This window comes from Pseudoalteromonas sp. TP27 (assembly GCF_056470645.1).
Window position 1 is genome coordinate 398,232 of record NZ_JARDAK010000001.1, and the last position, 14,322, is coordinate 412,553.

Here is a 14,322-nt window from a genome sequence, read left to right on the forward strand (position 1 = left end):
GATTAAATAATCAAATTGAAAGCTTTATACAGATAAAAACCCCATAAAATTATCATTAGGCAGTTTTAAAAACTAAAAATATAAAAACCACACTAACTTACGTTTACGTGAACGTAACGTCGTTACTATATGTAAAGTTTAATATACAAGTACTAACTGCCCGCTAAGCGCTATACTCTATAGGTTTAAAGTAAAAAATGGCGATTATTACCAACTGGTCAGATGTGCAAACCTGATCATAGCTATATCTAAAAAACAAAAAAGCGAGCACTAGGCTCGCTTTTAACAACACAATTTAGGTTATTTTAGTTTGCTATCAAGCTCTTCAATTTTAGCTTTCCAGGTTGCAGGACCTTGTGTATGCGCATTAGCGCCTTCACTGTCTACTGCAACGGTCACTGGCATATCTTCAACTTCAAATTCATAAATAGCTTCCATACCTAAATCTTCAAAAGCAACTACGCGTGCTTTTTTAATCGCTTTAGATACTAAGTAAGCTGCACCACCTACCGCCATTAAATAAACAGATTTATGCTCTTTAATAGATTCAACTGTTGCAGGGCCACGTTCAGCTTTACCAATCATGCCTACAATGCCTGTTTTTTCTAGCATCATATCGGTAAATTTATCCATACGAGTGGCTGTTGTAGGGCCTGCAGGACCTACTGCTTCATCGCGTACCGCATCAACAGGGCCTACGTAGTAAATAAACTTATTATCAAAGTCTACGCCTTTTGGTAAACCTTCACCTGAGTTGATCATATCTTGCAGGCGTTTATGCGCTGCATCACGACCCGTTAAAATAGTGCCTGAAAGTAAAACGGTTTCACCCATTTTCCATTCTTGAACATCTTGTTTAGTCAGTGTATTTAAGTCAACACGGCGAGTGCCTTCGCCTACTTCAAATGTTACTTGTGGCCAATCTTCTAGTTTAGGCGCTTTTAAATTCGCAGGGCCAGAACCGTCAAGCGTAAAATGTACATGGCGAGTTGCCGCGCAATTTGGGATCATTACTACAGGTTTTGAAGCAGCATGCGTTGGAGCCGTTTTAATTTTAACATCAACAACCGTTGTTAAACCGCCTAAGCCTTGTGCGCCAATGCCTAACTTATTAGCACGGTCAAAAATTTCTAAACGTAGTTTTTCTTCAGTCGTTTCTGCGCCGCGCTCCATTAATTCATGGATATCAACCGGGTCCATTAACGACTCTTTAGCCATCACTGCCGCTTTTTCAGCAGTACCACCAATACCTATACCTAGCATGCCTGGCGGACACCAACCAGCACCCATTGTTGGTAATGTTTTTTCTACCCACTCTGCAACGTCATCAGACGGGTTTAGCATAACCATTTTACTTTTGTTTTCAGAGCCACCGCCTTTAGCTGCAACCATTACTTCTACTTTTCCACCCGCTACTAAATCAATATGCACAACCGAAGGCGTGTTATCTTTCGTGTTTTTACGCGTGCCAGCAGGGTCTGCAACAATAGATGCACGCAAAGGGTTATCAGGATTCAAATATGCACGACGAGTACCTTCATCAACCATTTGTTGAACGGTTAAATCTGTTTTATCCCACTTAACATCCATACCTACTTTAACAAAACAGGTAATAATACCGGTATCTTGGCAAAGCGGACGCTTACCTTCAGCCGACATACGTGAGTTAATTAAAATTTGTGCAATGGCGTCTTTAGCCGCTTTACTTTGTTCTTTGTTGTAGGCTTTTTCGAGTGCTTGAACAAAATCAAGTGGGTGATAGAACGAAATATATTGCAATGCATCTTCAATGCTATCAATAAAGTCTTGCTGACAAATTGTACTCATAGTGGTTCCTTAAGTTACCGTTACGCGTTGTCGCGTAATCTAAATCAAACCGGTGACGGTGGTTTGCACTGTTTTTTGCAGCTTAGTGCTGCCAAAAAATTTGACTTATGATACCCTCCCAGCCCGCTTCGAGCCAGTTTTTAAAGGGGTAGTAAATGCTAAACAATAAAAATAATTGTATTAAATTGGCGATAAAACAAAGCTGTATTGATGTATTTGCACATTTTGCACACCTTCCTTACGCTATTCTATTAGATTCTGCTAATAGTGAGCATGTAAATAGTCGTTTTGACATTATAGCAATTGAACCGACAAAGACGCTTGAAGTACAAAACAACAAGAGCTATTTAAATGATCAACAAAGCAGTAAAAGCTGTTTTGAAATAATGAATAGTGAGCTTTCGCGCCTTGATAAAACTAAAGCCGATTACGGTTTACCCTTTAACGGCGGTTGGCTTGGTTACTTTGGCTACGATCTAGGGCGTACAATTGAAAGCATTCCCACAATTGCTATCGAAGACATTAACTTACCCCAAATGGCTATTGGTCTTTATTTAGATGCCCTTATTTACGATAGGCAGCAACAAAGCTGGTTTTATGTATCGCAACCAAATACCGATCGATTAGCGCTTTATCAACAATATTTAAATACCCAAGTTAGTGCGCAGTGCTTTGCCTTAAACAGCGACTGGCAATCAAATATGAGCGAAACGGAATACGCCGCAAAATTTGCCCAAATTGAGGAGTATTTAAAAAGTGGCGATTGTTACCAAATTAATTTAGCGCAGCGCTTTAACGCTCAGTTTGAAGGCTCTGCGTGGGCGGCTTACGTAAAATTACGAGAAGCAAATAAAGCCCCTTTTTCAAGCTTTATAAATCACCCTCAAGGGGCTATTTTATCAATTTCTCCTGAGCGCTTTATATCTGTAAATAACAACGTTGTCGAAACTAAACCGATTAAAGGCACAATGCCGCGAAAAGCAGATGCATTAGAGGATCAACAACAAGCAAAAATACTCGCAGCATCAGCTAAAGATCGCGCCGAAAATGTCATGATTGTTGATTTACTGCGTAACGACTTAGGCAAAGTAGCAAAACCAGGCAGCGTTCACGTCCCTTCCCTTTTTGCTATTGAAAGCTTTCCGGCAGTGCATCATTTAGTGAGCACGGTCACCTCAGAACTTGATGAAGGTAAAACAGCGGTCGATCAGCTAAAAGCCGCTTTCCCGGGGGGCTCAATCACCGGTGCACCTAAAATCAGGGCCATGGAAATAATTGAAGAACTAGAACCACATCGGCGCAGTATTTACTGTGGCTCAATTGGTTATTTAAGTGCCTGTGGAAATATGGACACCAGCATCACTATTCGCACCTTGGTGTGCCACAAAGCGCAAATTTACTGCTGGGCAGGTGGTGGAATCGTAGCTGATTCTAAAGTCGAATTGGAATATCAAGAAACTTACGATAAAGTAAATAAAATCCTCCCTTTATTAAAACAGTAGGTCGCTTTGAATAGTGAGCACATTATGGCGCGGTTTCTGTTAAGCCCTACAGCTGAGCCAAACCAGTTAAAAGACACGCGTAAAAAACGCGCTAGCGCTGTTATGCTGCCAATTATTGATATAGATAACCATGCACATATTTTACTGTGTAAACGCCCTACTTATTTACACCATCACCCTGGGGAGATTTGTTTGCCCGGAGGTAAGTTTGAAGTAAGCGATATTACCCTTCGCACCACAGCACTTCGCGAACTAAGAGAAGAGCTAAATATTGCCCAAAGCAACGTTAATGTATTAGGTCACTTACCTGAGTATTCAACCTTAACGGGTTTTAGTATTAGCCCCTATGTGGGTTTACTCAAAAAAGGCACCACCTGGGAAAATGACTATAATGAAGTACAAGCGAGCTTTTTGCTCTCTGTCACTGAATTAAATAACGAAGCTAACTGGCAACCCTTACCTTTTCAACGATTTGGGAAAACGGTTATTTTGCAAGGTTTTAAAACGCCGCATGGTTTACTTTGGGGTGCGACTGCAAGCATTATAAAAAACTTTACAAAGCAACTCGCCTTACCAGTTTAAATCTTCGTTATTAGTAGTTACACAATCACAATTCCACGTTATCATGCTCGACCGTTCAAAGAGCAGCTTCGTGCTGATAAAACAAAGTAGAGACACACACATTATGATCAGTGCATTTGATATGTTTAGCATTGGCATTGGCCCTTCGTCATCACACACCGTTGGCCCAATGCGCGCATCACGCTTATTTGTTAATGACCTACAAGAACAACAATTATTAGCAAATGTTACCGATATTAAAGTAGAGCTTTATGGCTCTTTGGGTCAAACAGGTGTTGGTCATGGCTCGGGTAAAGCCGTAATTCTTGGTTTAGCCGGTTACGATCCTGAAACAATTGATGCCGATTTAGTCGATGATATTTTAGCAACCATTGAAAAAGACCAAGTTATTTATTTAAACAAAATACACAAAGCCAAGTTTCCAAAGCAAGGTGCAATTGTTTTTCATCGTCGTAAAACGCTGCCTAAGCATTCTAATGCAATGGAAATTATCGCCTCAAACAACGGTGAAAAAGTTTACAGCAAAGTATATTACTCTATTGGCGGTGGCTTTATTGTCACCGACGAAGAGTTTGAAAACGAAAAACAGGCAGCCCTCGATATTAGAGAAGAAAACCCGGCCCCCTTCCCATTTGGTAGCGCAAAAGAGCTACTAGAGATGTGTAAAGAGTCAGGGTTTAGTGTTTCTAGTTTGATGATGAAAAACGAAAAAACACTGCGCACCGAAGATGAAATAAAAGACACGCTGTTCCATATTTGGAAAGTAATGATGGCGTGTATTGACCGTGGTATGCGCACCGAAGGTATTTTACCTGGCGGCTTAAAAGTAAAACGCCGTGCGCCCAGCTTATACTTAAAACTAAATATAGAAGTCAGTAACGATCCTCTTCGTGCAATGGACTGGGTTGATTTATTTGCCCTTGCCGTAAACGAAGAAAATGCAGCAGGTGGTCGTGTAGTAACTGCACCAACTAATGGCGCTGCGGGTATTTTACCAGCTGTGCTTATGTACTATCACACATTTGTGAAAGAAGTAGACCGCGATATAGCCACGCGTTATTTATTAACCGCTGCTGCTATTGGTATTTTATATAAAAAGAATGCCTCTATTTCAGGTGCCGAAGTAGGTTGCCAAGGTGAAGTGGGCGTTGCGTGTTCTATGGCTGCCGGTGCATTAACAGAAATTGTTGGCGGTAACGTTGTACAAGTAGAAAACGCTGCAGAAATTGGTATGGAACATAATTTAGGCCTAACGTGTGACCCTGTTGGTGGCTTAGTACAAGTACCCTGTATTGAGCGTAATGCAATGGGCGCTATTAAAGCAATTAACGCTTCACGTTTAGCTATACGTGGCAGTGGCGAGCAAAAAGTATCGCTTGATAAAGTGATTAAAACCATGCTTGAAACCGGCAACGACATGAAAACTAAATATAAAGAAACCGCTCGCGGTGGATTAGCAGTTAATATTATCGAATGTTAATCAGCTCGTTATAAAAAGAAAAAGCCGCCTATTTTTAAAATAGGCGGCTTTTTTATTATTCGTTTAATGTAGTGACATTATTTAACGGGTAACTCTATATCTGCAAATAATTTATCTACGTCATCTTGGTTACGTAATAAGCTTGCTCGCTCTACTCGCTCTTTAGTTAAGTGCGGAGCAAAACGTTCGATAAAATCATACATGTAAGTACGTAAAAAGCTGCCCTTTCTAAAGCCAATTTTGGTCGTGCTAGCTTCAAATAAATGGCTTGCATCAATACACACTAAATCTGTGTCGTTTTCCTCGTTAATTGCCATAGAAGCAACAACACCTACGCCAAGGCCTAATCGTACGTAAGTTTTAATAACATCAGCATCAGTGGCTGTAAATACAATATGAGGTTCAAGTCCGTGTGCGCTAAATGCTTTATCAAGCTCTGAGCGACCAGTAAAACCAAACACATAAGTAATAAGTGGATACTGAGCAATATCTGCAACCGTCAGATTATTTACTTTTTTTGCTAATGGATGGTCTTTAGCTACAACAATACTGCGGTTCCAATGGTAACAAGGCAACATAACTAAATCTGAATACAAATGCAGAGCCTCTGTGGCAATAGCAAAATCGGCATCACCACGTGCTGCAGCATCAGATATTTGCTGTGGTGTCCCTTGGTGCATATGAAGTGATACCGCTGGGTATTTTTTCATAAAGCCTTGAATAACGTTAGGCAAAGCATAACGAGCTTGGGTATGTGTAGTTGCTATGTTTAACTTCCCTTGGTCAGGTAACGTATGCTCATTAGCGACAGCTTTAATACCTTCTACTTTAGAGAGTATTTCACGAGAAATATTAATAATATCTTCGCCGGCACCGGTTACATGCGTTAAGTGCTTACCACTGCGACCAAAAATTTGCACCCCTAACTCATCTTCTAACATTCGTACTTGTTTAGAAATTCCTGGCTGCGAGGTAAATAAACTCTCAGCAGTCGCTGAAACATTTAATTTATGATTTTGTACTTCTACTATGTATCTGAGTTGTTGTAATTTCATGGCTGCAAATTTTAACGTTATTATTCATATTATTTATAAAGGCAATACCACTTAAAACCAAGTGTTATTTACATAAAATAGTACTTTAAGGCTTTAGGTATGCAATTATCTGATTAGAGCTCAAGGCTAGCATAATAAATATGCTTGAGGTAGCGATGATTATTCAGCTTAAATTTATAAGCCCTTAGGCTTATTACCGTTTATAAAGGGTTGAACCTATCAATTTTTGGTATATATTTTAAGTTAATCAGCGCAAAGCTACCCTGTTAACACATATTTAATGTAAGATTATAAAATTAGCTTATATATCCGAGAATTACACCATGATCGTTTCTATTATAATAGTGCTTATAGTTGCATTGATTGTGATTGCACTTTGGGTAAGTGCTGTACAGCAATATAAAGAAAAACAAGAAGCTGAACGCCGCAAAGAACTAACCAAACAAAAAGTAATACTTGGTGAAACCGAAGAAGCACTAATGAATAGTGTAAACATACCACTATCTGAAAACATAGTGCGCGCATTACAACGCCGTATTTACGAAGCACTCAATACTATGGTTATTAATTCGCCAAATTCTAAAGCATTAAAGAGCCGTCTTAGCGAAGCAAAAACACATTTATCCAACCCTGTACAAAACAGTAATAACGAAGTTCTATCTTTGCCTAATAATGATAAGCAGCTGGTAAGTTTAATTCAAGGCATTAAAAGATTACGCGCTATTCTACGCTCAGAATATAATAAAGGTCGTGTAGATAGCCAAATTTTTATAGTTGAAGATAAGCGTCTCGAAAAACTTCAACTGCGAATTAATATTGAAAATCAAATAAAACGAGGTCTATCTGCTCGCTCAGCCAATATGGTTGGCTCTGCTAGACAATATTTTGAAAAAGCACGCGCAACGCTTAATGCAGTCACTTACTCTGATGAATATATAACATCTAAGCATCAAGAAATAGAAGGTTATTTAGAAGCTATAAGTATTGATCTCAGAGCCTCTAACGCAAGCGCACTTAAAAAGAAAACCGAAGAAGAGCAAGACGACTTAGACATATTGTTTGCCCCGAAAAAGAAATGGTAGTGTTTTTATAAAAGCATTAAAAAGCCTGCACAAATTAAATTTGTGCAGGCTTTTTTTATTTTTCGTTAGCCATTAAGACAAAAATGCAAACTTGAAAACAAACAAGGCTGTTAATATCCAAACACTAATACTGACTTGATCTTTTTTACCACACAAGACTTTAACCGCGGTGTAAGATATAAAGCCAAGCGCAATACCGTGCGCAATCGAGAACGTTAATGGTGTCATTAGCAACACAACCGTTACGGGAATTGCATCGGTCATATCATCCCAATTTACAAACTTTAAATTTTGCAGCATCAACACAGCTACGTACAAAATAGCGCCCGCCGTTGCATATGCCGGTACCATTTGTGCGAGCGGTGCAAAAAACATCATCAGTAAAAAGCAAATGCCAACAACAACGGCAGTTAAACCCGTACGCCCGCCAACAGATACACCAGCGACCGATTCTATATAAGATGTAGTAGTCGAAGTACCTAGCATTGCACCTGCGATAGTTGCTGAGCTGTCAGCACTTAATGCGCGCCCTAAACGAGGCATATTGCCCTTTTCATCCGCTAAACCCGCTTTTTGGGTTACAGCAACTAACGTACCTGAAGTATCAAAAAGATCGACAAATAAGAAGGCAAAAATAACACTCATCATTGATATATCAAAAGCGGCTGCAAAATCTAGCTGCATGAAAGTAGGCATTATTGATGGTGGCATAGCCATAACACCGTGATATTCAACAAGCCCAAAACTTAGAGCAATGCCAGTCACTAATAAAATACTAATAAGTACGCCACTTTTAAAATCGCGGTATAAAAGCGCTGCAATTACAAAAAAACTTAGTATTGCCAATAACGGCCCTGGAGAAGTAATGTCACCCAACTGCACTAATGTTGCTGGGCTTGAGACAATAATGCCTGCATTTTTAAGTGCAATTAATGCTAAAAAAGCACCTATGCCCGTAGCGATAGCTCGCTTTAGCACCAGAGGTATAGCATTAATAATCCACTCTCTGACTTTAAATAAACTTAAAAACAAAAATATACAACCCGACATAAATACAGCCCCTAACGCGGCTTGCCAGGTATAACCCATGCCTAACACGACACCATAAGTAAAAAAAGCATTTAGTCCCATACCAGGGGCTAATGCTAATGGATAATTAGCCCATAAACCCATTATGAAACAGCCTATCGCAGCTGCTATACATGTCGCTACAAATGCAGCCCCTTGATCCATCCCTGCCTCAGCAAGCATAGCTGGGTTAACAAATACAATGTATACCATGGTTATAAAGGTAGTTAGGCCAGCAACGCATTCGCGTTTAACTGTTGAATTATTTTCGCTCAGTTTAAATAAGGCTTCGAACATAATGAACTTGTGATAGTAAAAAGTGGCGAGATTTTAACATAAAAATTATCTTTTACAGGACATTTTACCTTGCTATATACTAAAATGTTAAAATAGTTAAAATAATAAATGAACCAATATGCTTAAAACAACACCTTGTGAGCAAGACTTAGAGCAACAGCTAGATAATATTTTAGGTTTTGTTACTCAACCCGAAAATACCTCTGTGCCCGTTGATAATAAAAAAAATGAGCAAAGTACTTTAAATAAAGCCCTATACTATTTAAAAAATAATCAACCTCCATTAGCTGCAAAATGGATGCGACTTGCTGCAATGGCGGGAAACCATAGAGCACAGTTTTATTTAGGTTTATTTTTTGTGAAAGGTGAAGGCGTGCCACAAAGTGTGTTTCATGCTGCTGCTTGGTTAAGCTTAGCAAGTAGTCAAGGCTACGCACCTGCCACTGCAGCGGTTACAGATATACGTAAGCATATTGAAACTAAGCGATTTAAAGATGCCCAATGTTATGCAGCAAGTTTGTACGAACAAATCCATCAACTCCAGTTTTCTCATATGATCCCTCGCACGAGTGAAAACACATAAGCTAACTATGGAAAAAGTACTGTATACAGTGTTTGAAAGTACTGTGTATGGTCGTAGCAATAGGCCTATACAGTATAAAAGCCAATAATGAAGACACCACTAAAAAATTTATTTTAAGATTACCCTCTCAAAAATAAAAATGTAAAGCCATGATTAATAATCAATTATAAATTAAAAACAAAAATAAATGATTAAAAGCTGAATAACTGTACAAATAAATAGCATAAAATGCTTGCACGAAAGCACTGTATAAACTACTGTATATGAATACTGTATAAAAACCCAGTGAGTGAAATTATGTTACAGACTATTACCGTAAGAACAGTTAAAAGTTACCAACAAGATGAACAAAGCGATTGCGTAAATTTGATTCAAATTGAAGATGAAATTTCAGCGACCTTTGAGCTTTTAAAAGTATTACACCAATACAATAGTTCTAATGCTTGGACGTTATTAATTGCTCCAGACCATGTACCGAGTAAAGCTTTACTTGATTCATGCTCAATTGATACAAGTAAACTCTTAGTAATTAGGCAAAAACACCTAGTAAATTTAGAGTACGTATTAAATTCTGCATTACATAACGGAAATTTTGCAGCAGTAATTACCTGGACCGATATAGTTAATAACCAATTACTTACTAATCTATCGTTCGATTTGAGCAAAACGAATACAAAACTATACTGTTTTACTAAAAATGCTCAAACAACAGAGATACCACTCGCCCAACAAGCTTGTTAAACTAATGTTTTAGACTCTGTATTATTATTATGACCTCACTCAATACCACATTATGTTTTTGCAGCAGTGGGCACGATTATGCCAATTGCTGCGAGCCGCTTCACTTATATGTTAAGCAAGCTGACACTCCAGAACAACTTATGCGCTCACGATTTAGTGCTTATGTTATTAAAAATGCAAAATATGTTTATCAAACCTACGCTGAAGAAAAACAAGCTGAAAACCCTGTTAAAGAAATCAATGATTTTGCTAACAGTTGTCGATTTATCAATCTTGATGTAATTAGTTCAAGCTATGATGAAGACACTGGCAATGTAGAATTTAAAGCCCAATATTTTTATCAAAACTTATTTTGTGAACTTCACGAAAAATCGCAGTTTATTAAAGAAAATTCCAAATGGCGTTATTTAGATGGTGCTATATACCCAGTTGAAGATATTAAAGTGGGCAGAAATGATGATTGCCCGTGCGGTAGCACTAAAAAATATAAAAAATGCCATAGCGTGTAATAATTTTATTTGATCATTTATTACCTACAAAGTGTTTTTAAGTATCACCTAGGGCGTATTGAACTTTGTGGATTGAAATTTGTTCAATCTAGGGACGATTTAATCGCGGCGCGAGGTTTGTAACCTAGTGGGCTAAGTAAAAACCGAGCAACAAAGAGTTAATCGCCCCTATAAAGAACCCAAAGGGCAGCGCATGTTTGGCATTTTTGCTGCGTTATCGCCTATTTATGGGGAATAACCACACTACATAGGCTCTGCCTTGCCTAAAAACCAAACATACAGCTGCAAAATTAATCACGAAAGGTCAACACGCCCTAGTCTTATTGGCTCGCTAAGCTTAAAAGCACACTTTGTTACGCCCTTGTGTTTTAGACTCATACATTTTTTCGTCTGCGATCTGCAACGTATTTTTGTTACTTTCGTAAGGTTGTAAAGTTGAACCGCCAATACTAATGGTAACAAACCCGTACTCTGAATATTTATGAAGGATTTTTAAGTCGATTATATTTTTTTTGATTTTATCGGCAACACAAATTGCACCTTCAGTGCTTGTATGAGGTAAAACAACTACAAACTCTTCGCCGCCATAACGCGCTACAAAATCTGTTGGCCTTTGCAAACTATTAGTAATAGTTTGTGCAACAAGGTTTAATACCGTATCACCTTGCACATGACCATAAATATCGTTGTATTGCTTAAAGTAATCTATATCGATAAGTAATAGTGCATAGTCGACTTTTTCTCGTAAGGCACTTCGCTCCATTTTACTAAAGTGTGCATCAAAATAGCGCCGATTAAACACTTTAGTTAAATCATCTAAAAATACTTTTTGATTGAGTAAGTCGTGCTGTAATTTTAATGTTATATGTGCACGAACTCGCCTAAATAATGTTTCTGTATTAATTGGCTTTTTAATAAAATCAACAGCTCCAGCTTCCCAGCACTCTTCTTCTTCATTTTCAAATGATGTAACAAAAATAACCGGGATATCTTGTGTTTCAGTATTATTTTTTAATTTTAAGCATGTTTCAATACCGCTCATTCCACCCATATTAATATCGAGCAGTACTATATCGGGTACGTCTACATTACAAATTTCAATCGCCTCTTCACCACTTCCAGCGGTTACAACATTAAAATGCTCAGATAATATTTTTCTTAATACAATTAAGCTTAATAACTGATCGTCAACTACAAGTACTTTAGAGTTCTTCAAACTTAATTTTAATTGATGGTCAGAGTAATTTATCGGCATGATACAACTATTTTATTTTATTAATTAAATACACCCTATAGCACTATGTTTTGTTGTGCAAATGTTAATAAAGTAGTTGCTACTTAATTACCAATAAGAATTAGTCCATCGAAAACTTTTAAAGTATAAAAACAAAAAATGAGCCACTTGGGCTCATTTTTATAACTTCTAATACTTAATTAAATTAAGTATTATTCGTCATCATCTAAATCTAACTGTTGACGCTGAGCAGGTCGAGCTAAAATCTCTACATAGAAAGAGGTCAAACCTTGCTTTTCAATTTCGCCAATTTGGTTACTTAATTCAGCAACGTGCACAACTTGCGCATCTTCAGCTGTATTACCAAACTTACAGTCAAATGCCCAATAGTCAGCATCTTCAGGTAGCGTTTTATTACGCTCTCTTTTCAAATATTTTTTCACTTCGTGCTTTGCAGCATCAACCATACGAGGGTATTTGATTTTCTCGTGATTTAGCGTGAATGTTTTCTTCATTACGTTCCTAATTACCTTGGTTTAATGATAATGGCATTTCATGTCATACCATTTGACGCCATTATAGCAACTGCATTTAATTTTTGGATGCTTTTTTTTCATTAAATCAATTATTAGCAAATATATAAAGCAGACCCGTTATAAAGCATATATTAACTGATGATTATTACAATCATATATCACACCGCAATAAGCTGAAGTGGTTGATGTATTGCATCATTATTAAGGCTGTCATAAAAAGCTGCTGCATCTATTGGTGGATTAGCTAATTGCGTTTGTTCGCTTTTAATCCTTCTTCGAACAGCAAGTTCACAGTTATCTATTATATTAAGTGGAATATGCTTAGCATCATTTCTAATCGCAAGCGGTTCAGGGTTTAAGCATTGTATTAGCTTAATGCTCGTCATGCCGCTACGCTCTCCTTCTTGAGATATTAATGCAGCATTGAATTGTCCAACCAACATATTATATTCATCAGAGGCTAAAAGTTGTTTTGGGCCTGCGCCAAATTGCTTTCTTAATACCTCTTCTTCTATAACTAAATTATCTATTTCAGTTTTTGGTAAATGAAATTGACTAAAGTCGAGTGCGTCATGTGACAACATTGCTAATAATAGTGAAAATTCGCCACGACGATTTTCATGCACACTATTATTGAGTCGACTGTTTAACTGACTCTCTGTGATTAACAAATCATCTATTTGCATAGTCTTTAGCCGATTGTGGTAACTGATAGATATTTATCGGCTTTATTTCAATTTTCTTTAGCTTTTTTCTTTACTTAAATACGCAATTTGCTATTATCAGCGCCGTTGCATTGGAGGGGTTCCCGAGCGGCCAAAGGGATCAGACTGTAAATCTGACGGCTCAGCCTTCGCTGGTTCGAATCCAGCTCCCTCCACCACTTTTCTTACCGCTAAGTTAAGTGGGGCCAAATGCAATAAAATTAGTGTGGAGGGGTTCCCGAGCGGCCAAAGGGATCAGACTGTAAATCTGACGGCTCAGCCTTCGCTGGTTCGAATCCAGCTCCCTCCACCACTTCTCTACTATTCCTATATTCCTATATTCCTATATTCCTATATTCCTATATTCCTATATTCCTATATTCCTATATTCCTATATTCCGCAGTATCAAAACACCCACTGCAAACTCATACCATTTTGTTTTAACCAATTAGAGGATGCTTTGTAATCGGGGAAAAATGCCTCTACTCGTTGCCAAAAAGCTTTGCTATGGTTCAAATACTTTAAATGAGCAAGTTCATGAACAATCACATAATCTATAGCATGATAAGGAGCACCGATAAGATGCAAATTAAAAGTGAGTTCTCGCTTACTATTACAACTCCCCCACTTTCGCTTATAAACCCCTATTTTTAGATCGTCCGGTAGCTCTTCATTCATCTGAGTGCAAAAATACGCTAAACGCATTTCTATATAAGCAATAAGCTGCTCTTTTAGATAAGTCTCTAATAGCTGTTGATACTTTTGAGAAGTGTTTTTAACTCGAGGGGATAGTGTAATGAGCAAGTAGTCATCATACTGGGTTACTTTGGAATCTTGGCCTGAGTCCAGTTTCAAATAAATAGTTTCTGAAAAAACACTGATTTTTTTAGACTCAAAAGGATATTGCTTAGTGTCCTCAATTAAAAATTGCTTTTTTAATTGCTCTGCAACCCACTCTTGTTTGTCAAACAGCCAAGTGTCAATTTGCTTTTTTGCGACAAAATGTGGTGCATACACAGTTACCTTTTGATTGTGTACTTTTATAGCAACTGTTTTGCGCCTAACACTTTTCTTTAACTTATATTCAAACACTCAATTTCTCATAAAATTTTTATTATAAC

General features: G+C 37.8%; 14 protein-coding genes and 2 tRNA genes. 9 read left to right on the forward strand and 7 right to left on the reverse strand.

Annotated elements, in window-relative coordinates; genetic code table 11:
- Positions 1-300: 300 nt before the first annotated feature.
- Positions 301-1,827, reverse strand: coding sequence for a fumarate hydratase (locus PX700_RS01765; protein ID WP_479519677.1), 1,527 nt, complete (start codon positions 1,825-1,827; stop codon positions 301-303).
- Between the two features lie 155 nt (positions 1,828-1,982).
- On the opposite strand from PX700_RS01765, the gene pabB reads away from it, so the two are divergent.
- From pabB to PX700_RS01780, 3 genes are all read left to right on the forward strand, one after another.
- Positions 1,983-3,329, forward strand: coding sequence for an aminodeoxychorismate synthase component I (pabB, locus tag PX700_RS01770; protein ID WP_479519678.1), 1,347 nt, complete (start codon positions 1,983-1,985; stop codon positions 3,327-3,329).
- A 6-nt stretch (positions 3,330-3,335) separates the two neighbouring features.
- A complete protein-coding gene (locus tag PX700_RS01775) occupies positions 3,336-3,911 on the forward strand; it encodes an NUDIX hydrolase (RefSeq protein WP_479519679.1) in 576 nt (191 codons plus the stop codon).
- A 103-nt stretch (positions 3,912-4,014) separates the two neighbouring features.
- Positions 4,015-5,391 carry an L-serine ammonia-lyase gene (locus PX700_RS01780; protein WP_479519738.1) on the forward strand — a complete coding sequence of 459 codons (1,377 nt, stop codon included), beginning with the start codon at positions 4,015-4,017 and terminating at the stop codon, positions 5,389-5,391.
- A 77-nt stretch (positions 5,392-5,468) separates the two neighbouring features.
- On the opposite strand, the gene cysB is transcribed toward PX700_RS01780, so the two are convergent.
- Positions 5,469-6,446 carry an HTH-type transcriptional regulator CysB gene (gene cysB, locus PX700_RS01785; RefSeq protein WP_415638611.1) on the reverse strand — a complete coding sequence of 326 codons (978 nt, stop codon included), beginning with the start codon at positions 6,444-6,446 and terminating at the stop codon, positions 5,469-5,471.
- 323 nt (positions 6,447-6,769) lie between these two features.
- On the opposite strand from cysB, the gene PX700_RS01790 reads away from it, so the two are divergent.
- On the forward strand, positions 6,770-7,528 hold the full coding sequence (locus tag PX700_RS01790; RefSeq protein ID WP_415638610.1) for a hypothetical protein: 759 nt from the start codon (positions 6,770-6,772) through the stop codon (positions 7,526-7,528).
- Between the two features lie 72 nt (positions 7,529-7,600).
- On the opposite strand, the gene PX700_RS01795 is transcribed toward PX700_RS01790, so the two are convergent.
- Positions 7,601-8,893: an NCS2 family permease gene (locus tag PX700_RS01795; protein WP_415638609.1), complete on the reverse strand. Its 1,293-nt coding sequence runs from the start codon at positions 8,891-8,893 to the stop codon at positions 7,601-7,603.
- Positions 8,894-9,011: 118 nt separating this feature from the next.
- Between PX700_RS01795 and PX700_RS01800 the strand changes: the two genes are divergently transcribed.
- The 3 genes from PX700_RS01800 (at position 9,012) to PX700_RS01810 (ending at position 10,726) form a co-directional block, all read left to right on the forward strand.
- Positions 9,012-9,476, forward strand: a complete 465-nt coding sequence (locus PX700_RS01800) for a tetratricopeptide repeat protein (RefSeq protein ID WP_415638608.1) — start codon at positions 9,012-9,014, stop codon at positions 9,474-9,476.
- Positions 9,477-9,773: 297 nt separating this feature from the next.
- Entirely contained in the window at positions 9,774-10,217 is a 444-nt protein-coding gene (locus tag PX700_RS01805) for a SulA-like leucine-rich domain-containing protein (protein WP_149591965.1), read from the forward strand.
- A 29-nt stretch (positions 10,218-10,246) separates the two neighbouring features.
- Positions 10,247-10,726, forward strand: a complete 480-nt coding sequence (locus tag PX700_RS01810; protein WP_166420639.1) for a YchJ family protein — start codon at positions 10,247-10,249, stop codon at positions 10,724-10,726.
- 337 nt (positions 10,727-11,063) lie between these two features.
- Here the strand turns inward: PX700_RS01810 and PX700_RS01815 are convergent, their stop codons facing one another.
- From PX700_RS01815 to PX700_RS01825, 3 genes are all read right to left on the reverse strand, one after another.
- Positions 11,064-11,981 carry a diguanylate cyclase gene (locus tag PX700_RS01815; RefSeq protein ID WP_479519680.1) on the reverse strand — a complete coding sequence of 306 codons (918 nt, stop codon included), beginning with the start codon at positions 11,979-11,981 and terminating at the stop codon, positions 11,064-11,066.
- A 191-nt stretch (positions 11,982-12,172) separates the two neighbouring features.
- The gene (locus PX700_RS01820; RefSeq protein ID WP_002961433.1) at positions 12,173-12,475 is read right to left on the reverse strand and encodes a DUF6172 family protein; all 303 of its coding nucleotides are present in this window, start codon (positions 12,473-12,475) and stop codon (positions 12,173-12,175) included.
- A gap of 179 nt (positions 12,476-12,654) precedes the next feature.
- Entirely contained in the window at positions 12,655-13,182 is a 528-nt protein-coding gene (locus PX700_RS01825) for a VC2046/SO_2500 family protein (RefSeq protein WP_479519681.1), read from the reverse strand.
- Positions 13,183-13,294: 112 nt separating this feature from the next.
- Here PX700_RS01825 and PX700_RS01830 point away from each other — a divergent pair.
- Positions 13,295-13,379 (forward strand) — tRNA-Tyr (locus PX700_RS01830).
- A 49-nt stretch (positions 13,380-13,428) separates the two neighbouring features.
- Positions 13,429-13,513 (forward strand) — tRNA-Tyr (locus tag PX700_RS01835).
- Between the two features lie 93 nt (positions 13,514-13,606).
- Here PX700_RS01835 and PX700_RS01840 read toward each other — a convergent pair.
- Positions 13,607-14,293, reverse strand: a complete 687-nt coding sequence (locus PX700_RS01840) for a M48 family metallopeptidase (protein WP_479519682.1) — start codon at positions 14,291-14,293, stop codon at positions 13,607-13,609.
- Positions 14,294-14,322: the final 29 nt, after the last annotated feature.

Excerpts from the sequence above, each read along its gene's own strand:
- PX700_RS01765 (WP_479519677.1), bottom strand. The coding sequence starts at position 1,827 with ATGAGTACAATTTGTCAGCAAGACTTTATTGATAGCATTGAAGATGCA.
- pabB (WP_479519678.1), top strand. The coding sequence starts at position 1,983 with ATGCTAAACAATAAAAATAATTGTATTAAATTGGCGATAAAACAAAGC.
- PX700_RS01780 (WP_479519738.1), top strand. The coding sequence starts at position 4,015 with ATGATCAGTGCATTTGATATGTTTAGCATTGGCATTGGCCCTTCGTCA.
- cysB (WP_415638611.1), bottom strand. The coding sequence starts at position 6,446 with ATGAAATTACAACAACTCAGATACATAGTAGAAGTACAAAATCATAAA.
- PX700_RS01790 (WP_415638610.1), top strand. The coding sequence starts at position 6,770 with ATGATCGTTTCTATTATAATAGTGCTTATAGTTGCATTGATTGTGATT.
- PX700_RS01795 (WP_415638609.1), bottom strand. The coding sequence starts at position 8,893 with ATGTTCGAAGCCTTATTTAAACTGAGCGAAAATAATTCAACAGTTAAA.
- PX700_RS01800 (WP_415638608.1), top strand. The coding sequence starts at position 9,012 with ATGCTTAAAACAACACCTTGTGAGCAAGACTTAGAGCAACAGCTAGAT.
- PX700_RS01805 (WP_149591965.1), top strand. The coding sequence starts at position 9,774 with ATGTTACAGACTATTACCGTAAGAACAGTTAAAAGTTACCAACAAGAT.
- PX700_RS01810 (WP_166420639.1), top strand. The coding sequence starts at position 10,247 with ATGACCTCACTCAATACCACATTATGTTTTTGCAGCAGTGGGCACGAT.
- PX700_RS01815 (WP_479519680.1), bottom strand. The coding sequence starts at position 11,981 with ATGCCGATAAATTACTCTGACCATCAATTAAAATTAAGTTTGAAGAAC.
- PX700_RS01820 (WP_002961433.1), bottom strand. The coding sequence starts at position 12,475 with ATGAAGAAAACATTCACGCTAAATCACGAGAAAATCAAATACCCTCGT.
- PX700_RS01825 (WP_479519681.1), bottom strand. The coding sequence starts at position 13,182 with ATGCAAATAGATGATTTGTTAATCACAGAGAGTCAGTTAAACAGTCGA.